The sequence below is a fragment of the Cupriavidus sp. D39 genome, from assembly GCF_026627925.1.
Classification (GTDB): Bacteria; Pseudomonadota; Gammaproteobacteria; order Burkholderiales; family Burkholderiaceae; genus Cupriavidus; species Cupriavidus ulmosensis.
The window spans coordinates 637,862-659,359 of the sequence record NZ_JAPNLE010000001.1; the positions used below are offsets into that span (position 1 = coordinate 637,862).

Sequence of the window (21,498 nt, forward strand, 5' to 3'; positions counted from 1 at the left end):
CACCCACGCCATAGGTGTTTGAAGTGCCTCGAGCCTTGGGATACCAATATGAGTCAGCAGCGCAAGGCGGCACAGTGCCTGCTCGTCAATCGGGGGAATAGAAGCCAGCCAGTATTGGTCAACGCTGGAAACGCACCAAGGTTGCCAATCTGCCACAACTGGTCAACACTGATCTGATACCTTGCGGCCAGGCGACCGAGCCAACCGCCAAACGCTTCGTCGTCGAATGGACGCGGAGCAACGGGCCAAGGCCTGACGTCCTCAGGAGAGCAGGGTTCGCGCTGCATTCTCTATGTGACCAACGTCGATGGCCTCCTGCCCATCCCGGATCGCGAGTTCTACGGAAACAGACAAGACGCGCGACACTTCCCCCGTTAGCCCTCCACTTGCAGTCAGAATGGCATGTACCGTCTCTCGCCGTGCGAGATTCGACGGACGTCGAAGCGGCAAAATCATCTCGAAGGCGGCAAGAAGAGAGCGAAATGCCTCCGTCTCCTGCCATCTCGGCACCTCGAGACGGGCGAATCGACTGACCATCTGGGGATCCGTTTGGAGCGCCATGACGGCGTCTTGAGTGCCAACTAGGACAACAGCGATTTTCAAGTCATTGGCGAGGAACTTCAGCAGATTCAAGGATGCGCGCTGCTCCCGATAGTTGCCGGCCAGCAAGTGATGAACCTCGTCCACGATCAGCATGCGCGCCGAAACCTTTCGAAGCAGTGCGCGACCCAGGTTCTCAAGTGCAGATAGCCTTGCCGCCACATTGAAGGGAGCGCCCAGTTCAAAGAGCAATGAAGAATAGAACCGGGGCTGCTCGGGTGTCGGTGGCATCTGCATGGCAACAATGCTTCGCAACTCGACGCCCCTCTCCTCGTCATACTCGGGCGGATGACGACGCTGGAATTTCGAGACAATCTGCGTCTTCCCGATGTTGGAATCTCCGTGCAGCAACAGGCACGGCATACGCTCTCGCTGAGGTGTTTGCAGGAGACGCTCGAGAATCTCCAGCGCTTGGGTAGCGCGCGGGTAGTCTATCCAATGGTTACGTGCCAAGCCTTTAATTCTGACACCATCGTCGCACTGAGCCAGTTCTCTCGCGGCCGGTAGCAGATGTGTTAGCAGCGCGCGCATCGCGATTACAGGAACTCGACATTGAACACTGAGGGCGGCTTGTTGTAATCCACTGCCGGCTCAGACCGCTTGTCCAATGCATTTGCAAGCATCAGGTTTGGCGCCTCGCCAAGAATCTGAGGTGCCAGTTCCTTCAGCGCTTCGCCTTGACGGCTTGCCCCCAATGTTTGCGATCCCGCGCGGGAGACAATCCGACGCTGTTCGTCAATCGCGTCAAATACCCTTCCTTCGGTGACATATTCTTTGCCTTGGGATCGTAAGCGCCGTAACGCACTGCGCTGCTCCCACAATGACACTCGGCCACGGCGCAGGTCCGCAAATGTCGCTTCAACGTAGTGCTTTCCGTCGACACCGACAAAGATTCTAGAGAGATCCTCAGGATGGTACCTTACAATAACTTTCTGCTTTGCCGCCCGCCAGGCTGCGAATATTGGGTGCCAGTATCGAAGGTAGAACAGCGTCAGCCCATCTGACTGCACGGTCCGATAGGTCATCGGCAAGAACTGGATTAGGAAGCGCAGTGGTTCAGGCGCCGCATTGGGAAGTAAGCGTGGAGGCGTCTTCCTACCCGCCGCTGCCCACTCCGAAAACGGAGTGGCTCCCTGCAGCCCGCGGTGTGCGTTGTGGTGATAGCGTTCCGCAATCTCGAGAACTAGCCACCGCTCAAACTCCCGGATCGTCAAGGAGGCTTCCTTTTCCGGCGGTCGGGCCTTGCGCCCCTTGGGGGACGATCCAGTCGACCCTGGCAGGCTATGGACACGTTCCATGATGGTCCTCATCAAGCGTTCGATATGTCCCCCGAAGTACGGCCTTCCTGCAGGTCGGTACATCAGTTCAACACCGTACTCCCGACACCCCGCTCGCAATGCCCTGCTTTTGAATTCGGCCGCATTATCGAGGTGAAGTAGCTGTGGAATACCGTGCATAGGCCAATCGGCGCTAACATCGACGCTGGCGAGCCAGCCATCCTTTGGCAAGACAACGCGGGTCAGTAGCAACGCGACCGTTGCCGCGTTGGGGCGGTCCATCCCCACATACATGCCCACGACACATCTTGTCGAGACGTCAAGGGCAATGCTTAGCCATGGCCGACCAATTGGGCGTCGGCATGTATCGTCCACCAGGATCAAATCGGCCAGCGTGTGATCGATCTGCACGATATCCATCGGACAGCGCGCCACAAGATGACCTGGCGGAATCTCAGAACCCGGCAGCGTTGCGAGCCGAAGGGCCTCTTCTTTCCGAAGAGCGGCCCAGCGCCGCGAAATGGTAGATCTGCTTGGCGAACGAACATTTTCCGCTGCGCATCGCTTCCGGATTTCGACGTCGAGCTCGAAAAGCGGATGAGCGAGATGAAGCTGTCGCGGCAGCCAATCGGTAAGCACCTCACTCACGATTTCCTCGACAGTCGCTGCTAGACGCAGCTTCCCCACTTTTGGACCTCGGTCATTAGGTATCAACGCGCTCGCCACAGGATCCGCGAGGAAGCGGCGGCGCAAGTGATAAACCGTAGCCCAATGGATTCCAAGCAATTTGCCAGCGTTCTCAGCTTGCTTGAGCGAGAGAGGAGCCGTCCCAAGCGGACGTAAGACCCTCGCAATCGCCAGTTCGCGCTTCGTTGCAATCCTCATCGCCATGTTCAAGACCGTGGTCTTACATACACTCAACTTTAGACATTCAGGCCCGCTCAACGAGCGGGTTGGAAACGGATTCAAGAAATCGAAAAATGCTTGACATGGGGCAATGATCGTGTGGCCGCCGCGCTGCTTGCGCGGGTTTTAGCGCAAGCAGCGCGGCGGCCAATGAGGATCGTTTTCGGTCCTCTTGCGATTGCCCATGTCTTTGTCCAACCGTGTACGACTGTGTCTGTCCGAATGGATCAACCTTCTGCTTCTGGCCGTGCCAATTCGCTCTCGCGGGAGCTTTGTCGAGCTGCTGTGCGGCTGTATGGTTTCGCCAGAAGGCTGGGTGACGCGCGCTATCAGCGCCATCGCGCGACGCAGGCACTGGACGACCTACTACAAGCTTCTCGGGCGCGGCAGCTTGCGCACCGTGCGTTTGGCCCGCCAATTGTTCTTGCTGGTGCTCACAGTGCTGCCATGCGATGTGCTGACACTGGTCATCGACGATACACTGGTGCCGCGCTCCTCGGAGCAGGCGCCCGGTTGCGCGTATCGCCACGACCACAGCCGCAAGATCAATCGGCCGCAATTCATACGGGCCCAGTGCTGGGTTACGCTGGGCGTGAGCGCGCTGGGCAACGGCGGGGTCAACCTGGTGCTGCCAATTCTCTCGCGGCTGGTGCCAAACACCGGCAACCGCAACAAGCTGAAAATCGCGCTGGTGCTGGTCCGCTCTCTGGCGGGCGTGGCCAACAAGCCGGTGCGCGTACTGTTCGATTCGTGGTTCATGCGCGCCCGCCTGGTATTGCCTTTGCTGCGCAGACAAATGCACGTGATTGGACAGGCGCGCATCGACACCGCGCTGTTTCTCGTGCCGCCACCGCCAACCACACCCAGACGTGGTCGCAAGCGCATCTATGGCGAGCGCCTGAACGCCGAGGCCATCGAAGCACTGCCCGCGATCGAACTGCGCATGCCGCTCTATGGCAAAGACCAGCAGGTTCGCCTGCGCTCTGCCGAGGCCCGCGCGCGCTTCCTCAAGGGCGCGTTGGTGCGTGCCGTCTGGTGCCAGTTCTTCGATGCGAAGAAACAGGCCTGGACCAAGCCCCGTCTGCTGCTCGCGAGCGAAACGGACTTGAGCGCCCAGGAGATCGTGCAGTTGTACGCGCGCCGCTGGGGCATAGAACCGCTGTTTCACAATCTCAAGCGCTGGTTCGGCGTGAGCAATCTCTGGCAGCAATCGCGCACCGTGCTGGAGTTGTGGATGCAAATTCGCTCGATGGCCTGGACTTTGAACCAACTGCTGAGTCTGGTGCTTGTCGAGACCTTCCCGATGAACGCGGTCGCACCATGGCGCATGAATCAGCCCGTCACGGCCGGTCTGGTCACGCAGTGGCTGCGCATGGAATTTACCGGACTTGCGTTTCGCGACGGCCTGAATCGCAAGTCCCAGAAATTCCAGTGGCCAACGCCACGCAACGACACGCGACCGACCTCGTAGGATTGCCCGCGCGCGCTTCTGACGGCGTCTCATCGCTGTTTCCATTGCCAAATCGCCTCGTTGACGACCACCGTCGCAGCCGGTGAGGCAGCCATTCGCATGTCTAATGTTGAGTTACATACACTAGACGATTTACTGAACAGTCGACTGCGTTGGCGGAATTAGTGGACGCGGCGTCCCAAAACGCGTTGCCTGTGAACAACAGTGATATACGCCACAACGAAGTAAAAATCGCTTATGGATCAATCAGTTAGATCGATGTGATCATTAGCGGATATAGCGGTCACCGCTGGCCGAATTAGCGATCGGCAACAGCTGGACCGTCCCATGTGGGTGCGCGAGCCCCCTTCACCGACGGTGCCCGTTCGGTGGAAGAGGCCCGCAGCCCGTACAGCGATGGGGCACGTGCTGTCGATCCGTTCACGGACGGTGCGCGAGCCGTTGATCCGTACTACGACGGCGCCCGCACGTACTACGGCGGTGCTCGTACCCTGGCCGGCATGGACCGCACGGGGCCCTCGGCGGACCCGGCCCGCAGCGTCGACCCCCTATCTTGACGGCGCTTACGCCTGAACCCCGACACTCTGCATGACCAAGGAGCCAATCATGACCCGTATCGAAAAAGTGCTGTAATACTCCGGCAAAGTCCATATCACCGCAGGCGGGCGCGACGGCGAGGCCCATAGCGATGATGGCCGCCTGAACCTGCAGTTGTCTTCGCCGGGCACCAAAGGCCGCGGCACAAACCCGGAGCAGTTGCTGGCCACGGGGGCGTGCCCGTAATGAACGCTGTGCGGCATCATGAATCCGATGCCCGAGTGCCGATGCACGGTGTTGTACCAGGCGACGAATGCCTGGCAGTGAGCGCGCGCATCCTCAATCAGCCGAAGCGCGCGGGAAGTCCGGACGGTACTTCATCATCTTGAACTGCGACTCGGGTCCACTGCCACGGTCCACTGCCCGGCCCCGGCCACCGTTGGCCCTGGATGCCCCGGAAAACCAGGTGCTGCTGCCACGCAGGAACGCCACCGGATCGGGTGGACGCGCGAAGTGTGATGGGCGCCGGTCTGGCCTGCATGCCTGCTTTGGTCAATGCCCCGCCGCGGCGTGGGTGGCACGGCGAATTGCGAGGGACTGCTACAATTGCTCGACGTTTTTAATGGCTGGGCACGATGGGCTTCGAACAACTGGCGGCATTGAAAGAACAACTGGCAAAGCAAGCCAAGGCCGCGCCACCGGCCAAGACGCGTCGCGCACCCCCGAAGGCTTCGCCCCGTCCAGCGAAGCCCGTTAAGCCCGTCGATCCGGTGCTGCAGGCCATCGTGAAGCTGCAAAAGCGCTTCCCCAAAACCTTTCCGAAGAATCCTGCGCCGAAGGTGCCGCTGAAGATCGGCCTCTTCGAGGAACTCGTCCCCCACGCCCAGGAACTTGGCCTGACCGAGTTGGTATTGCGCGACGCGATCCGCACCTGGTGCCGCGGCACCCGCTACTGGACCTGCCTGGTGGAAGGCGCACCGCGCGTGGATCTGGCGGGTCAGGCGGCGGGACACGTGGCCCAGGCCGATGCGAAGCGGGCGCACGGACTGCAAGCCCAACGTGCGGCGCGCGCGTTATCTCGCCCCGAAACCGCGTCGAAACCCAGCTGAACTGGGATAGGCGCCCGCCTTGTCGGCGCGGACGTCGGGCGACCACAGATTCCAGGGCTGCGTACACAAGCGTCGGCACGATGACGAACACACGCGAGCCCGCCCGGGTTCAACGCAAGGCCGTCGCCGACCACAGCGTCGTGGATGGTGACCGGCAGCAGATGCCGGGACACTGCTGGATCGGAGGGATGCCAAGCGCGAGTTATCCCCATATTTCTGCCAAGCCTTTATTAATTTGAGCCGGGATCAAAATGCTGGCGATTAATTGCGTTTTAGCCCCGGGCAGCCTAGTAATCCTCGTCATCTGTTGTTGTTGCAGATCGCTATTTCGGCTAATGGCGACCTCAAATTCCGCAAATGTGGGTGCCAGCCAGGATAGATGAAGGAAAAACGCTCTTCTCCTGCCGATGCTCGCGAGTGCTTTCAATGGAGATCTCCCTGGCGCGCAGGTCGTGGCGTGAACGCGGATCGCCAGAATACCCCTATTTTTCCGATCTTTCGCGAGGTCATACGCATGGCTCCACCGAACTATCACCCTCCCCGTCCGCCCTGCCCGGCCAGCAATAGAATTTCGCCGACACCGGCTCGGCGTGGCCCGTGTTAGCCGAATTAATGATCCGCCGCGCCGTATTAGCGGAATCGTTGGACATGGACGGAAAATGGCGTTGCTCTTGCACAACGGCAAAAATCGCCACTGAACGGCCGTTTCGCAATATAGATCAATGGTTTACAGCCATGTGATTGCTAGCTGATATAGCGGTCACCGCTAGCGGAATTAACGATCCTCAACAGCTGGCTCCCGGCAGTATTGCGCCGCCCCGCTGCTGCTGCCAAGGAGGTCCTGCAATGACCGGCGACACCATATTACAGCCCTGTCTGAGTGTTCTCGACGCAAGCCTTTGCGTAGGCAATGGCTTCGCGCATCGCCTCTTCCCTGCTACTGAATTGGGCTTTGATCTTGTGCCGCAAGCCAGGGATGAACTCATTCGTGTGATCGATCTTGCGCTCGAACAATACCGATGCCTGCCAAATCCCGGTATGCGACTCCCAGACCGTGCAGTGGCAGTGGTAATCCCCTTCGTCGACCAAGATATGGCTCGACATAGCAACCTCCCATCGTTTCAGATGGGTAGTAGAGTGAGCGGAAAGCCGCTAATCATTCTCCTTCCCCTCACCCAAGCCAAACAGCCGCACAGTGTTCTGGTGTCGTCGGAGAGCTACAAGCGCCAAGCACAGACCTGCGATAGAAAGTCCCAAGGCCCAGCCGATAGTCCGTCGCATCTTCGCAGCCTGCTCGGCCTGGTAACGAGCGTCCGCCGCTATGCGCACGGCCTCCCAAAACTCGGTTTCTTGGTTGTCGTCCTCTACTATCGCCATTTCCGCCTCCCTGTATGGATGTCGGAGAGCCATATGGAGGAAATCCTAGCATGAAGCACCTGACCACGCAGACCGTCGACGGCGAGGCCGGCGCGGTTCTTTCCGACTGCGAGCAGTACCGCTATCGCCTCTGGCGCGAGTGGGACCGTACGCAGCCAGCCCTGGGCTTCATCATGCTCAACCCGTCGACGGCAGACCACCGGGTCAACGACCCGACGACCACCAAGTGCCTGCAGCGCGCGCTGGCCGGCCTGCGCCCCTGGGTTGCCAAGCGCCGGTTTCTTGTTGGGGCAGAAATTTCGCGATTAATTGCATTTTAACTATCCGGCAGACGCTCGCAAGGGACACTCGGCTCGTCCGATAGAGCAGTTGCTTTGTCTCCTGTTTTTGGCCACTCGCCTAACGCGAACCCTTGATTAGCAGCTAGGGGCACGCAGGAGCTAACGCAGGCGGACCTGCGGAATAGACATGCTGATTGCCCTCCGTCTTAACAGACTAATTTTTTCAGGGGCGCGTGGCGCACGACACCTCTCATGCCTCACCCCGGCTAATCCTGCTGTTGCAGACCGTTATTTCGGCTAATGGCGACCTCAAATTCCGCAAATGTGGGTGCCAGCCAGGATAGATGAAGGAAAAACGCTCCTCTCCTGCCGATGCTCGCGAGTGCTTTCAATGGAGATCTCCCTGGCGCGCAGGTCGTGGCATGAACGCGGATCGCCAGAATACCCCTATTTTTCCAATCTTTCGCGAGGTCATACGCATGGCTCTACCGAACTATCACCCTCCCCGTCCGCCCTGCCCGGCCAGCAATAGAATTTCGCCGACACCGGCTCGTCGTAGCCCGTGTTAGCCGAATTAATGATCCGCTACGCCGTATTAGCGGAATCGTTGGACATGGACGGAAAATGGCGTTGCTCTTGCACAACGGCAAAAATCGCCACTGAACGGCCGTTTCGCAATATAGATCAATGGTTTACAGCCATGTGATTGCTAGCGGATATAGCGGTCACCGCTAGCGGAATTAACGATCCTCAACAGCTCGTGCCATGCCCGCCAGATACTGAGCGCAGTGTGGGTCACGCATCCACCCGCTACCACCCCGCGTTACCACCCCGGCGACGCGGGGTTCTTTTTCATGGCATATGGCGATCTCAGCCAGAAATTCGACCGGTTGGCAACAGCGGGAAATTCAACGGATTGGGGTGACAGAAAGGTAGGGCTGCCCGCTTCTGTCGGAGGGATAGTACCAAGATTACTACGGGCAAATTCGTAGCAATGTTGGTACGGACGCCCACGCAAAAATCGCTATCCCGTTGATTTTCGTGGTCTTTTTCCCAGACCTCGAGGGAGCATCTTTACTACACTTCACGATGACGAATTTCGTTTAGAAATCAAAGAATCGTGGCGATGCGCAGAAATGTGCTCGCTCTTACACATGATGTTCCATGGCTTGCACGGAGCTTGTTCCTCAACAGAGGGCCCTCTTCGCAGCTGCCCGTGCCTCGCGGACCGCGTGAGCAGCCGCCTGCTCAAGTAACGCTCGCGCAGGCGCTCCGGAGCGGTCTGCGCTGCGTTACCGTCAGACAGGGACCCGTCGCGAAATAGACAAATGGCTTCGGCATTGTGTACAAATTATCGGCATTTCATTTAAGTACACAACTTCGCATGGCTCGGATTTATAAATGACGATTCATGTTAAAAATCAATCACTTGGCGTCGTTTCGTGCCGATGGTATTGCGCGGAGTTGAGAGCGACCTGACCGTCCGCTCGAAGGAGATTTGGTGATAGCAGACAAGATCTGAGCCTGGAGGCTAGCTAGTCTCGCCTACGACCAGGGCCCTGGATTGACTAGTTGCCAAAGTACGCCTCGTAGGTGCGCCGAGCTGGCCAACGCCGGCGGCGGCTCCGGATGGACCGTCAGCTCCCGGGCAAAACGCCTCGCGTCGTTTGCACCGACTCACCCCTCCCGGCCAATTAAAGATACCAATGAAGCACTTTCCTGCATGAAAGTGCGAAGATGGCCAATGACCTCAGATACGTTTCAGCCATCTTCGCGCCCGCATCTTTGCAGCGGTGGGCTGGGTTGAAACTCACTTGGGGTGCCGGGCTGGTGCGAATCGCTCCTTCAATTCGTCGACAAGTGCACGCCGTTGAGCCGGATCGAGCAGCGTGATTTCGAATGACACCTTCCCGGAATCCCAATCTTTCAACACCCCAAGCGGCTTGCCGTCGGAATCGATGAGACGATGCTGGCGGGACGTCTCCTTCTGCTTACGGGCTGGCTTGGACTCATAACGTGCGCGGGCCTCTTCTACGTCCCGGCAAAAGGCCTGTTCGTCAGCAATTCTAGTCGCCATTGCACCGGCTACGGTGCTGCCCGCGACCTTCTCCAGAAGAGTGAGTTGATACAGCGTGGAAAGGGCGAACGCCTCCGGCTTCTCCCGCACTATCTCGAGCACAGGCTCCGAGAGTTTCATGATGGCCAGGGTCTTATTGATATTCGGCAGTGACATCCCCGTTACTTCAGCAATCGCCGACTCGTTTGGGTAGACGCCTTGGTCAATCAACGATCTCCAAGCCAACGCATTATCCAGGGGAGATTGGGCCTCCCGTTCTGCATTCTCCTTGTAAGAGAGTTGATAGAGTTGCTGATCACTCAAGTTAGGGTGTACCAGCAAGCGCATACTCTGAATGCCAGCAACCTTAAGCGCCTTGAAGCGATAGTGCCCACCGGCGAGGACACGGCGGCCGTCCCGAATCGTTGCAATCCCTGGGACTAGCTGACCGTCGGCCCGAATGCTCTCAGCCAACTCGTGGACCCGTTCAGGGCGATAGAGTCTACGGGCATTGAACGGGTTGTCATCAATCAGACCAAGGTCCGCTTCTTCATAGTACGGACCACCCTGCTCTTCCACCGGTCTGGTCACAGTTGCGACTGTTTTCGCTGCGACTTCCCCGGCCCCATCATGCTTAAAGTTTGGCGTCAATACCTCGGCCGAATTGGGGGGATGACAACGGCCGTCTCGGGTTGCTTTTCAGCAAATCCGTTCGGTTGGCGTTCAACAAGAGCCTGGGCACGCGCGAAACGGTCTGGCGGCGGCGCCGCTGTGACAGCCTTGTTAGCCTGTTCACGCATCATTTCGAGCTTGCTCTTCCCCATTATGCGACCTCCCGTTGCTTGTTCATGCTGCCCTTGCCTTTCACTGGCTTGCGCGTCAACTCAATACCCAATTTGCCCAACACAACCTTCGCTAGTTCCTCAACTTCTTTGGCTGCGGCGGAAGATCCAGACAGTCCATGCACTGACAGACCAAACATCTGCGACTCTCCATAGGCATTTCTTTGCTGGAGTCCGGTCTCGAGTAGGGGAATGCCTTGATCCTCCTGCAAGATTTCCGTGCAAGCCTTGAAGACATTTCCACGCCTGGCCATTGACGGCACGCAGAAGGTCTGCAGATCCGGATTTTCTTCGAGGGCACGCCTAGCGAGTTCCTTGGCTTCTCGGCTCGCCCATACGTTGTCCATAAGTGGAATCACTGGAATCAACGCGAGATCGGAGATGTTCAGCGCAGCCCACGGGATCGAGGACTCGATGGCTGGAGGGCAGTCGATCAGGATGATTTCGTGATTCTCCGCGTGCTTCGCAATCTCGCCGATCAATTTTTCGCGCAGTGGTGCAAGGCTAATGACCGTCGCGGGAAACGGCTTATCCTGAGATGCCTGCCCCGCCCAAATCGTACTGGTTCCTTGTTTGTCCATGTCGACCAGCATCGTCCGGTGCCCGCGCAGAGCAAAACTCGCGGCAAGCTGCATCGACACCATAGTCTTGCCGCAGCCCCCTTCTGGTTGAAAACGGTCACGATCTTTGCTGGCATACACCCCCCAAGAAATCCAACATAAATAAAAAATACCAGATACGCAGAACTTTAACTTGCTTCGAACTGTGATAGGCATTTTCACGCATAAAAGCCAGAAGTTTATGAAGGATGCGTTGCCTGCCGACAACAGGAAGATGGTTGCGTATGGCTCCCCTTAGATCCCGGCCGCCCACCCTTCCTCGTGCTTTCATGCATGAAAGCGGGTCAGAAGTTCAGGCGTCATCTTTCAAGCATGAAAGTGCGGGGCCTGAGGACCAGCACGCAATGAAGGTTTGTGACGTTATTTCGTACTCCCGCTGCACAGATGCTTACGGCCGGCTTCCAAGCATGAAAGCTCCCACTTTGCCTGCGCAAAGGAGGCCGCCGTCTCTCATTCCTGCCTCGGGCCGTCGGTTTCGATTTAACCGCCGATGCATTGCATATCAGAAAGACGGTAAGCGATCCGTGCAACCCTCAGGTACGCAACACCCGAACCGAGCCCAGCCCCCCTGGCAAGACGCCCCTACTTTCATGCGTGAAAGTGGACAAGAAAGGCCACGTCTCCGCATCACGTAAAACTGTAGCATCGCCAAAAGCTTCCCTCAGCGGGGTTTCGAATCCGACTTTCGAGCGGCGGTCATCATCGCCCTCACCATTCTTTACGGGAACGCTAGTTACTAACTTGAGGCTCGACCAGGTCCAGGCATGGAAATCGTCGGTCGCATCTGCAACAGAGTAAAGATGTTGCCTTTGATTGGCTTATTTCAATAACTAATAAATTTATTCAGGAGCGGGGCTGACTTTCAAACATGAAAATCCTGGCTTCGGCGATTTGCTGACGGGTTAAAAGTAGGCAACGACGCCTGCGCGTGGGATCAGCGAAGCCGCCGTCACAGCAAGCAAGACTTTCATGCTTGAAAGTACACCCGCACAACAACAGATATGTCTGACGCGTGCCTGTGAGATTTTCATCCGAAACGATTCAAAGCTCGCGGCCAATCCCGAGCGGACTTTCATGCTTGGAAAATGTGTCGCTGCGGTTTTCTACTGAGGACTCTAGTCCCTCAAATCCAAGAATATTTGGAATACGTATGGGGAAGGTAATGAGTGCCACGGTAACGTGCCTATCTTCTACGGATGAAAGATGATCGATAATTTGATATATTTTATATTAATTTATAACTACATGTGCTCGGAACAGTATGAGCGCGCTTTCACGCGTGAAAGCGCATAGTGCTGCGGTTCTGCTGCGTTAGTAGTACAAACTGCCGGCGGGTTGAAATCTAACAATGAACTCTGGCGTTTGGTCATATTCCGGTCGGCGTAAGCATTGTGCTTCAAATAAATGAACGGCTGGCTAGCCAAACGCAGACTCGGCTGGTGGCGCGTCAAGGCCATGGGTGCGTCCGCCAAAGGCCAAAGGCGAAATAGGACGGCTCCGGCCCGTGGCTCAAGAACCAGGTCCGCGCCAAACCGGAACTCAACAGCAGGAAGCCCCCAACTCCTGGGACAGAGAACGTTCACGTCGCACATTCAAGGTACTGCGATGGAACAAGCTTCCCGTCAGGGCCTCCGCATCACAGTTCGCACGAGCGTAGTCAATGTGGCCGCACCAACCCGAGCAATTGGGCCTCGCAAGGTGCGTTTGTCGGCCAATGCTACGACTTGCCGCGCCATCGCGACCGGGGCGTGGGACCGCTCCTGTCGGGAGAATTCTCGACCAAGGGCAGGAAGAAGGGGATACGCCTCAGAAGCCCGATACGGGCGGGATAATCCGGTAGATCCTATGAAGCATCCAGGCCGTCGCCAAGCCGAGCTTAAAGTCAGGGTGCCGAGCTTGGCTCATAGGAGAAGCATCATCGTACAGATCAGACATACACGGGTGCCGAGGAACGGGTGTTGGCGGTGTCGCTCGAACTGGCAGCCGCGAAGTGGAAGGTCGATTTACACGACGGGCAGCGCGAGCAGCCGGCGATACACACCGTCGCGCAGCCGCAGGCCGCAGCTCGCTTGCAGGCCGTGCTGGACCTGATCGAACACCAGAAGCACAAGTGGTCGCTGCCGGTAGGTGTGCGGCTCGTCGTGAGCTACGAAGCCGGCCAGGACGCATTCTGGATCTATCGCGCGCTGCAGGCAAGCGGGATCGACTGTTATGTCGTCGATCCCGCCAGCATTCCGGTCGAGCGCCATCAGCGACGGGCCAAGACCGACCGGCTCGATGCGATCAAACTGGTGATCAAGCTGCGCGCGTGGCTGCGAGGCGAGCGCGACCGAATGCATGTGGTTCACGTGCTGTCTTCGCAAGACGAGGTGTCGCGCCAACTGATGCGCGATCGCGGGCAGCTGCAGAAGGAAGTTCTGCAGCACCGCGACCGGATGCGCAAACTGATGGCCACGCTCGGTTGCTGGGAGGACGTCGACAGCAAAGCCTTCGCCGACCGCCTCGCCCGCGACGAGGTACTGTTCCACGACGGCGAGCCGCTACCGCCCGAGTTGCGTGAGCGGCTGCTGCGCGAGTGCGAACGGTTGGCGCTGGCGGAGAAACAACTCGCGGTGCTGGGGACGCTTACGGAGAAGGCGCGACAGGCAATCCTGCCGGCACCCGCGCGCAAGCGGATCTATCCCCTGGCGCGCCTAAAGGGGATTGGCGACGTGGGCGCGTCGCGCCTCGCGCTCGAACTGTTCTGGAGGGAGTTTCAGCAACCGGTGCCAGGTGGGTGCCTGCGTCGGGCTGGCGCCGCAGCCCTATGACAGCGGCGAGAGCCAGGTGGACCAGGGGATCAGCAAACAGGGCAACCGACGGGTCCGCGCGCCTGGTCGAGATGGCGTGGTGCTGGCTGCGCCACCAGCCAGCCAGCGCGCTGACGCAGTGGTTCAACCAGCGCACGCAGGGCACGGGACCGAATCGCCGGGCGCGGCGCATCGCGATCGTCGCGGTCACACGACGCCTCGCGATTGCGCTGTGGCGCTATCCGAAAGTCAGCAACCCAGGAATCCCACGGGCATGTCCACTCGAGAGCGTGTCTGCTACGTACTGCCTGAGTAAACCCTATCTCCTTCCTGCTAAGCACGCTTATGCTCTTGTTCCGCGAATTTCAAGATCACTGAGAGGAAGCTCGAGCCAAGCCGGACTTGCTAAGGACGTGGGCCGGAGCAGCTAAGGTGTAATTGATTGGCGCATCCGCACGGTGTTAGCTGATCAGTTCGGCGGTAGATGCCCGGCCCATGAAAGAACCAAGCTCCAAGCGTAGGGCAGAGTGCCCAAGGATCTCCAATTCGTCAGGCACGGTTTTGACCTTCACGCGCTTCGCGGCGATCTTGAAGGTGGCTTCCTTTTGCAGCGCTTTGCGCACTCGTGCCCGTGTATCTTCGCCCAGGTCAAGGTAAGCCGCGATGCCAGCCTCGGCCTCGCTCTCCGCGGTCCTTGTCAGCTTCCGTTGCGCTTCGGTGGTCTCAGCAATCGGCTCGGCCACAGTCAGCTTAGGTGCGCCCGCATTTGCCATCTGCACTTCGATCTCGCTAAGTCGCAAATTGTCGCGGATCGCCTTCATCAGGTACATCGCTGGCGCCTTCACCTTGCCACTCTTCACGCGGAAGCGCGTCAATTCGATTGCGGCTTTAATGCGTTCATCGGTATATTCGTCCCGGTTCTCCACCAGCTCGTCCAGATGCTTCTTACTGAGACCAAAACCTTTGACCAGAGTCTCATAGAGGTCCTTCAGTTCGTGAGGCGAATTGAAGTCGAGCACAAGCTTACCGGCGGCGTTGTCCCGTAACTTGAACCGAAGCGCGGCAACGCGGCGAGAGCCTTGTGCGTTCTTCGTTTCAAACTCAACGTGCAAGTCGGTCAGCTCATTAATCTGCTTGATACCCTTGTCAAGAACCTGGCGCTTGAACTCTTTATATTCAGTGAGCGACTTGACCGAGTCGGCATTCACCCAGCGTCGTATCTCGTCCAGAGGAATCCACTCCGTGGTTCCCATGAATCGCAGGGAGCTCAAGCGTTCGTAGAGAATGTAGGCGTAGCTGAAGAGCGCCGCCGACATCCGCAACGATAGATACGTGTAGCGCTGAGGATCCTTCAGTTGTCGGTGGATCATCTCGTCAACCTTGAACGTGATCCTGCCGCCAGCAATCGCGACAGGCCCGAGTAAAGGTATGGAGGCCCACTGAGGATCGCCGCCTTTGCTGCCCTCAACGGTCACCTGCACCGACGACTGTTGGCACTCACGCAGCACCTTCTTGAGGTGAGTGATGTTGTTCGACTTCTCGTACTTGGCGAGCCACTTGAAGTAGCCTAGATCAAGGTCATAGTGGGTCTGGTCCGGCCGCTCCGACACCTCGAGCCAAAGCGCGTTGATCGTTCGGCGTGCCAACAGGCTCAGCGTGGTAACGTCAATCAGGACATTGGTCTTTCGGTACCCGATATCGCGTGGCGAATCGGTAATTGCGCTGTCAGATCCAAGTTGCTCTCGCACGGCAGTGAAGATGTCGAAGCCGAGCTGCTCCGGCGTCGTTTTCCTCACGATGTTTGCCATGCTTTCCCTCGTCCCTCAACGTCAATGGACGTTACTATCGTGGCTAAGGTGTAATTGGTCAAGTTAACAATGCCACCATGGTCACCAGTTGGTTGGTATGCGGCCCAGAGCGAAATTCCCAAAGTGGTACGCATTGGTGCGAATCTGCTCATGAGCGCGTGTTCTCGCCATTACCTGACCGAACGCGCGCATTGACTATGCCCGACCAACCAATAACACCATCGCTACCAACCGATATCACCATAGAAATCATGGGAAGGCGGCAAAGCGAACTACAGCGCGGGTTCCAGGTACTTATCCACAGCCCTGACCAATGAACTACACCTTGCACCAACTGTTAACGCCTTAGCACCAATCAATTGCACCACGGCGCACCAAAGGTTTACACGTTAACGTACCAATCAATGCCACCTATCAACCAATCATTATCACCTCGTTACCAAAGGTTAACGCTTTACTCATCGTAACCGTTTGATTTAGAAGGGAAAAATAGGTCCTGTAATAGCTGTTTGTTTACAAGCAAGAAAGCTTGCTAGCAAGTGATGGGAGCAATACAACTTCGACCCACCGTTGCTCCCCTAACACGCCACTATCCTCTATCTATGCCCACCTGATGGATGCAGAGCCGTTTTTAGCTGAACATCGCTGGGATCTTTCCTCAGGTCCCAAGCCCGACAACCCTTATGGCATAACGCTCTCTGGGCGATGACCGATTTCTAAGGTGTAGTCGATTGGTGTGGTTTCCTGTCGTTGGCGTTGGCGTTGGCGCACAGAGTTCAGGTGGACAAACACCGAGATTCTAAAGGTGTGACCCATTGGTGCGAATCCGGCTCGTGCATAGCTTTGCCCGGCTAAAAGTGACGATAAAGCTCCAAAAAGACACTCCCAGTGGCGTCGAGCACTGATCGACGCCAGCCTTCACCCTTTCAGGCACCAACGAATACCACCTTAGCTCGTGTTGGTGCGTGCAAAATTTCTCGGAAAGCCTTACTGGTAGCACTTCTGAAGGTCTCAACACCAATGGATATCACCTTGACTCGTGGATCGAGCAGCATCCGCGGCGTCGGCCCGAACTCTTCGAGCTTTTACCTAACTGGAATGAACCAGGGGACAGGGTACATTCGTTGGCGCAAGCCGCCAACGGGGATCCAACAAGGCTCGCATGGAGCCCACTCCGCGCAAGCTGTGCCATCAAGGGATCGGGCAAGGCGGCAGCCGCTGGTCCGGTCGTCAACGCCAGTGCCAAGCTAGCCGGCAAGTCGCCGGCGAGTTCGCCCTGCAACGTGTAATCGATTGGTGCCGGGAAGACGAGGCAAGGTGGTAGTGATTGGTATGCTTGGCGAACGCACTGACTTTCTCAAAATGACGCCCCCTCGCCCAGTCCGATGGCTTTTCGTTAGCCTCGAACATTAGGGCAACGTGCCAAGGTGGTACTCGTTGGTGTGCACACGCCAGGGGAGCCTCGTAAAGAGTGTCATTTATTGGTGTGATTTGCGCGCCTGGCTTAGGTGACGCAGGAGCAAGGTGGTATCCGTTGGTGTCGGAGCGACGAGCCTCGGGGTGGCTATGGTGTAAGTGATTGGTCTGGCACCGGTGGCGCAAAAAGAACGATCAGAAGAATAGGGGAAGTGTGTAACCTATTGATTATTTTGATAAAAAATCAAAGTCAGTGTCGCTCCATCGTCCCTTACTGCCCAAAGTGGTAGTGATTGGTGGCGCCCTAAAGCAACAGCGACACTAGGTGCTATCCATTGGTGCAGCCTAGCTCCGAAGGTGTAATCGATTGGTAAAGCTCGCGATTCGCCAGTTTACTTCGTGTTAGTTCTAAGATTGAACCTATAAGTTATTGATATAAAAAGAATATAGGTGACCGGCATGGCACCGCAATGCACCAACCACTACCACTTTGCCGCGGGTAAGAGAGCGTTGACGGTCCCTCGGAGGTGCGCGACGGTTGTCTGATCCACCAAGCGGTACCACCTTAGGTCACGTTTCAAGTTGATTGGTAGGTTATATAAGAGTTACAGCGGTAGCAGTCACTCGCAAAAGTGAATTGACGTCGCCCAGAATGGCCAAGGGTTCACCAACGGATACCACCATAGCGCAATGGATACTTCCGCGAACCTCCAGGAGGCATGCGAATGTACCAATCAATGACACCTTAGACATCTTGTAGCCGTCAGAATGAGAGTTATCACTAACATCGCCAGCGCCACTACCACCAATCGATATCACCTTGGCCCCTTGGCCGATGCCCGTTCTCTGCGAATGCTAGCGGCCATCTGCGTCAGGCCGAAGGTCTCATCTCATTCGGCCGTTGCGAGAGCAGGCCGTTTTAAGGCGATAGTGCCAGTCGCGGGCATCAGCAAAGGCTGCCCGAATCCATAGTGAGGAATTCAAGGGACGGCCGGCAGCCGCTGCGTGTGAGCCTGGGATCTCGGTATCGCATCTGGCGCGCGAGCACGGCATCAGCGCGAACATGGCGTTCACGTGGCGCCGGCGCTATCGAGCGCAACCAGCGGCAGGAAACTGTCCCGTCAGCACCCCGAATGCATTGGCCGCCATACAACCCGACTAGTTCTGCCGTTCGAGCGCGTTCCTGCGCCGCGAAGGCGGGGCATCTCACCCCCACGGCTGCAAACTGCGCCTACGGAACCATATGGACTACGGCTATGGGTGGGAAACACTATCCACATCGGCCGCGCCCTTTCCAAGCTGCGCTTCTATCCGGTTGCAGTGCTCCGCCTCGTCCGCATCCCGAGAATCGCCCGGGCCGTGTCAAGGGCTCTGGAGAAAACGCGAGGGGAGGGCCGGGGTTCGCTCATTTGCGGCTGCGGTTCGGCCGACCCGGTAGCGTCCCGTTCTGCTGCCTCCCCGACCAGTCGAGCGATTTCCTCTAGACTATCGAGAGCTCGCTGGTGAGTGGCCGAAGATGAGGTACCGTCCCTTCGAATGACCAGGACGGACACTTCGTCCACCGAGAGTGCGGTGCCGTCGTCTCTGACCACGCTCACACCGCGGAGTGCGGTGACCAACTCGGCGACACGGGAGAGACGCGCGGCTTCATTCTGTGCCGCCTCACGGGCGGCTAGCACTTCCTCGGTGCGCTGCCTTGCCACATAGGCAAAGTCGGTCCTTTTTGCCAGCAATGCGACGAGGTAGGCAAAAAGTTCCCTGCCGCTCAGCTTGGATAGGGCGTATTGAACGACCTGCACCACATCGGATAGCCGGTGGCCAGCGAGTTTGGCACGCTTCATCAGATGGAACAGGCCGGATAGGGACAGATTGTTTTGGGTGACCAACCAAGCTAGCTCCGAAGGCACGGCTTTGCCCTGCACACGAATGAACGGGCTTGCCCCCGGCGACTGTTTCTTCGAAGAAGATTGTTGAGGGGTAAGTTAACGTCTCTCACCGGTGCGAGATTGGGTAGGCCGTGGCCGGGTACCCGGTCCAATACGTCCGGGGTCCTTCCTATGGTACCCATCTCGCGGGATGGGTGAGCTGACGCAAGGCCAAGATTCCGAATGGCTTGTCCAGAAAGCCGGATTCGACCAAGGACCTTCAGCGTGTATCCGGTCTGCCTTTGCTCCTCCCGCTCGATCAGCCCGACGTCCTCGAGGGCCGCGAGGCAACGATAGACAGTCGCCTCGCTAAGCCGAAGCCGTTGTGCGATCGTCACCTTCTTCATGAAGATCCAGTCCGCTGGATCTTGCTGTTTGACGCCGTTACGAATCAGGCAGGCGAGAACCTGACGCTGCGTCTGCGTCAGCGCAAACTCATGCAACGCCTCGTAAACAGCGCACGAGCGCGTTGGCAATCTTGCTTGGTAGGTAATGTGGTCTGGAGTCGCTTGTGTTGGGGGCTGCCGCATGCGCCCTGCGCAGAGCGCTAGGATGCGTCGCGTCGGTCCCGACGGGCGAACGCCGCCCATCGGCTTCCATGGTTCGAATCATGCTCGCCGTTATATGCAAAAAGATTTTGTGAAAGTGAAGGCGTTGACGGGACCCGAAGGCGCTTTCCTAGACTCTGCACTCAGCCGGAGGTGCAGTCTGGTATGCCATTTTTGGGTCCCGCAAACTTCCGCAGAAGCAAGGACTGCAATCCCGGCCTTTATTGTTTTATGGGGGATTTGTCATGCCAGTCCTGCCTCGATCACGAATCGTGACGTAGAGTTCTTCTTCGCAGTGCTTACAAAGAGCCAGTCTTTGGCGCGTGTGAGTGCAACGTAGAAAAGCCTGCGCTCCTCGGATTCAGTGCTGCCATCGTCTGGAATTACAGTCTCTTCGGCTCGTATCACACCCACGGCCGACCATTCCCTTCCCTTTGACGCGTGCATGGTAGTCAGCACGAGCGCATCCGGGGTAGGCTCGTTATTCGCTCGCCGCAGGAATTCCAAGCGATCAGAGAAGGGCCCGTTGAGTCGAGACAATACGTCGTAGGTCGTGTTGATCGCTCGCTTACCCTGATCCTTCATCGCCCACTGGAGCATCCATTCCCGTACCCCATCGAGGATGAGGGAGAAGAACTGCCGCTCACACAGCGAGCGCCATTCAGAGAGCTTTTTATTAGGTCGCGATACTTGTCCGCGGCATCTTCCGAAATTCCGATTGCCACGAGATCTTTCTTCTTCAGTTGATCATCAAGCTGCGGCATCGGCCCAGACTTCTTGTGCACTAGTTGAAGATCATGGGATCTGAGACCTGCGTAGCCGAGTAGTGAGTCGAGGCCAGTTGTCTTTGTCTTCTGGATCAACTCCAGCAGGTTTCCCATCAACGCCGCTTCAGGTCGATCGAGTATCGAGCGCCCGGCAGCTCGGTAACACTTGACGCCGTGTGAGCGGCATACCGCTTCCACTGGATCTAAAATTCTGTTGGTTCGCGCGAGTACTGCGGCAGTCTTCCCCTGCCGCAATACCGGTGTCAGCGCTTCTATCGCAGCAACGGCTTCCGCGTACTCGTCATCGAACCGCTGAAATCCCACCGTGCCTCCAGGGCCTCGGTGCGCTACCAGCGTCTTCGGGATTCTGTCGCGATTATTCTGGATGACTTTGTCGGCCGTGGCCAGAATCTCAGAATGGGACCGGTAGTTCTGGCCAAGGACAACTGGCTGAGCGTCAAACTCCGTGATGAACGCCTCCATGCCTTTAGCGCCGCGCGCGTTCCTGAAGCCATATATGCTCTGATCGTCGTCACCAACGATCGTGACGATCGCGCCCCCTTGAGCGTGCTGAGCAGTCCATAAGGTTTGCAGACTATCGCAATCCTGATACTCATCGACAAGCAGATACGTGAGACGGTAGGGGTCGATGGTGCCACGCTGCATCCCATCAACAGCGAGACGCAGGAGGTCCTGAAAATCGACCCGCCCATTGCGCTCCAAGGCGCTTTGATACGCTTCAAAGAGCTGTGCCTCGATGGTTCCTGCCGGCGGACTCACAAGCTCGGCTTTGAGGCGTTCAATGACGGCAACGGCATCGTCCACCTTCCACTCTAGTCCGGTGTCCTGGAGTACCTGAGAGAGGATGGCGAGCCGATCCCCGTCGGTTGTGATATCGGGGCGCTTCCCGGACTCCTGGCCAAGTTGTTTGTAGGCGAGGGAGTGGAAGGTCCCCGCTACCAGCCGCCTCTTTGCCCCAGGACCCGCCAAGGCCAAAATGCGGTTTCGCAGCTCCACCGCGGCATCCTTGCTGAATGTCACCGCGCCGACCGTGGCATGGGGTTCGGCCAGCAGCATCGCGGCCTTGGTGGCGATGGTCTTGGTCTTGCCGGCACCGGGGCACGCCACGGCGACGCAATGTCGGCGCATCTCCACGACTTCCCGCTGGG

General features: G+C 57.7%; 13 protein-coding genes and 5 pseudogenes. 8 read left to right on the top strand and 10 right to left on the bottom strand.

Features of this window, described 5'->3' with window-relative positions:
• Window positions 1-261: 261 nt before the first annotated feature.
• Both OMK73_RS03300 and OMK73_RS03305 read right to left on the bottom strand, forming a co-directional pair.
• A complete protein-coding gene (locus OMK73_RS03300; RefSeq protein ID WP_267600668.1) occupies window positions 262-1,131 on the bottom strand; it encodes a TniB family NTP-binding protein in 870 nt (289 codons plus the stop codon).
• 5 nt (window positions 1,132-1,136) lie between these two features.
• Window positions 1,137-2,768: a Mu transposase C-terminal domain-containing protein gene (locus tag OMK73_RS03305; protein WP_267600669.1), complete on the bottom strand. Its 1,632-nt coding sequence runs from the start codon at window positions 2,766-2,768 to the stop codon at window positions 1,137-1,139.
• Between the two features lie 199 nt (window positions 2,769-2,967).
• On the opposite strand from OMK73_RS03305, the gene OMK73_RS03310 reads away from it, so the two are divergent.
• From OMK73_RS03310 to OMK73_RS38755, 3 genes and pseudogenes are all read left to right on the top strand, one after another.
• Window positions 2,968-4,254, top strand: coding sequence for a transposase (locus OMK73_RS03310; RefSeq protein ID WP_267600424.1), 1,287 nt, complete (start codon window positions 2,968-2,970; stop codon window positions 4,252-4,254).
• Window positions 4,255-4,568: 314 nt separating this feature from the next.
• Window positions 4,569-4,827 (top strand): annotated as a pseudogene (locus tag OMK73_RS03315) (hydroxyquinol 1,2-dioxygenase); the annotation flags it as partial.
• A 33-nt stretch (window positions 4,828-4,860) separates the two neighbouring features.
• A pseudogene (locus OMK73_RS38755) lies at window positions 4,861-5,025 on the top strand (peroxiredoxin); the annotation flags it as partial.
• Here the strand turns inward: OMK73_RS38755 and OMK73_RS03320 are convergent.
• A pseudogene (locus OMK73_RS03320) lies at window positions 5,025-5,190 on the bottom strand (integrase core domain-containing protein); the annotation flags it as partial. The pseudogenes OMK73_RS38755 and OMK73_RS03320 sit on opposite strands and share 1 nt — an antisense overlap.
• A 236-nt stretch (window positions 5,191-5,426) precedes the next feature.
• On the opposite strand from OMK73_RS03320, the gene OMK73_RS03325 reads away from it, so the two are divergent.
• Window positions 5,427-5,900 carry a ProQ/FinO family protein gene (locus OMK73_RS03325; RefSeq protein WP_267600670.1) on the top strand — a complete coding sequence of 158 codons (474 nt, stop codon included), beginning with the start codon at window positions 5,427-5,429 and terminating at the stop codon, window positions 5,898-5,900.
• Window positions 5,901-6,102: 202 nt separating this feature from the next.
• On the opposite strand, the gene OMK73_RS03330 is transcribed toward OMK73_RS03325, so the two are convergent.
• Window positions 6,103-6,327 carry a hypothetical protein gene (locus OMK73_RS03330; protein ID WP_267600671.1) on the bottom strand — a complete coding sequence of 75 codons (225 nt, stop codon included), beginning with the start codon at window positions 6,325-6,327 and terminating at the stop codon, window positions 6,103-6,105.
• Between the two features lie 419 nt (window positions 6,328-6,746).
• Between OMK73_RS03330 and OMK73_RS03335 the strand changes: the two genes are divergently transcribed.
• Window positions 6,747-7,331 carry a hypothetical protein gene (locus OMK73_RS03335; protein WP_267600672.1) on the top strand — a complete coding sequence of 195 codons (585 nt, stop codon included), beginning with the start codon at window positions 6,747-6,749 and terminating at the stop codon, window positions 7,329-7,331.
• The gene (locus OMK73_RS03340) at window positions 7,328-7,597 is read left to right on the top strand and encodes a DUF1643 domain-containing protein (protein WP_267600673.1); all 270 of its coding nucleotides are present in this window, start codon (window positions 7,328-7,330) and stop codon (window positions 7,595-7,597) included. Before OMK73_RS03335 ends, OMK73_RS03340 begins: the two co-directional genes overlap by 4 nt.
• 1,771 nt (window positions 7,598-9,368) lie before the next feature.
• Here OMK73_RS03340 and OMK73_RS03345 read toward each other — a convergent pair.
• Window positions 9,369-10,193 carry a ParB/RepB/Spo0J family partition protein gene (locus OMK73_RS03345; RefSeq protein ID WP_267600674.1) on the bottom strand — a complete coding sequence of 275 codons (825 nt, stop codon included), beginning with the start codon at window positions 10,191-10,193 and terminating at the stop codon, window positions 9,369-9,371.
• 244 nt (window positions 10,194-10,437) lie between these two features.
• Window positions 10,438-11,157 carry an AAA family ATPase gene (locus tag OMK73_RS03350; protein WP_267600676.1) on the bottom strand — a complete coding sequence of 240 codons (720 nt, stop codon included), beginning with the start codon at window positions 11,155-11,157 and terminating at the stop codon, window positions 10,438-10,440.
• Window positions 11,158-13,031: 1,874 nt separating this feature from the next.
• Here OMK73_RS03350 and OMK73_RS03355 point away from each other — a divergent pair.
• Window positions 13,032-14,155: pseudogene (locus tag OMK73_RS03355) on the top strand (IS110 family transposase); the annotation flags it as partial.
• A gap of 171 nt (window positions 14,156-14,326) precedes the next feature.
• On the opposite strand, the gene OMK73_RS03360 reads toward OMK73_RS03355, so the two are convergent.
• Window positions 14,327-15,673 (bottom strand): replication initiation protein, encoded by a 1,347-nt coding sequence (locus OMK73_RS03360; protein WP_267600677.1) that lies wholly within the window; start codon window positions 15,671-15,673, stop codon window positions 14,327-14,329.
• Between the two features lie 2,380 nt (window positions 15,674-18,053).
• Here OMK73_RS03360 and OMK73_RS03365 point away from each other — a divergent pair.
• The gene (locus OMK73_RS03365; protein WP_267600737.1) at window positions 18,054-18,251 is read left to right on the top strand and encodes a transposase; all 198 of its coding nucleotides are present in this window, start codon (window positions 18,054-18,056) and stop codon (window positions 18,249-18,251) included.
• A gap of 145 nt (window positions 18,252-18,396) precedes the next feature.
• Here the strand turns inward: OMK73_RS03365 and OMK73_RS03370 are convergent, their stop codons facing one another.
• The 3 genes and pseudogenes from OMK73_RS03370 to OMK73_RS03375 form a co-directional block, all read right to left on the bottom strand.
• The gene (locus OMK73_RS03370; protein WP_267600678.1) at window positions 18,397-18,975 is read right to left on the bottom strand and encodes a hypothetical protein; all 579 of its coding nucleotides are present in this window, start codon (window positions 18,973-18,975) and stop codon (window positions 18,397-18,399) included.
• 5 nt (window positions 18,976-18,980) lie between these two features.
• Entirely contained in the window at window positions 18,981-19,604 is a 624-nt protein-coding gene (locus OMK73_RS38760; RefSeq protein WP_420715445.1) for a helix-turn-helix transcriptional regulator, read from the bottom strand.
• A gap of 201 nt (window positions 19,605-19,805) precedes the next feature.
• Window positions 19,806-21,498: pseudogene (locus OMK73_RS03375) on the bottom strand (ATP-dependent helicase); the annotation flags it as partial.

Excerpts from the sequence above, each read along its gene's own strand:
- OMK73_RS03360 (WP_267600677.1), bottom strand. The coding sequence starts at position 15,673 with ATGGCAAACATCGTGAGGAAAACGACGCCGGAGCAGCTCGGCTTCGAC.
- OMK73_RS03310 (WP_267600424.1), top strand. The coding sequence starts at position 2,968 with ATGTCTTTGTCCAACCGTGTACGACTGTGTCTGTCCGAATGGATCAAC.
- OMK73_RS03325 (WP_267600670.1), top strand. The coding sequence starts at position 5,427 with ATGGGCTTCGAACAACTGGCGGCATTGAAAGAACAACTGGCAAAGCAA.
- OMK73_RS03335 (WP_267600672.1), top strand. The coding sequence starts at position 6,747 with ATGACCGGCGACACCATATTACAGCCCTGTCTGAGTGTTCTCGACGCA.
- OMK73_RS03300 (WP_267600668.1), bottom strand. The coding sequence starts at position 1,131 with ATGCGCGCGCTGCTAACACATCTGCTACCGGCCGCGAGAGAACTGGCT.
- OMK73_RS03305 (WP_267600669.1), bottom strand. The coding sequence starts at position 2,768 with ATGGCGATGAGGATTGCAACGAAGCGCGAACTGGCGATTGCGAGGGTC.
- OMK73_RS38760 (WP_420715445.1), bottom strand. The coding sequence starts at position 19,604 with ATGGGCGGCGTTCGCCCGTCGGGACCGACGCGACGCATCCTAGCGCTC.
- OMK73_RS03340 (WP_267600673.1), top strand. The coding sequence starts at position 7,328 with ATGAAGCACCTGACCACGCAGACCGTCGACGGCGAGGCCGGCGCGGTT.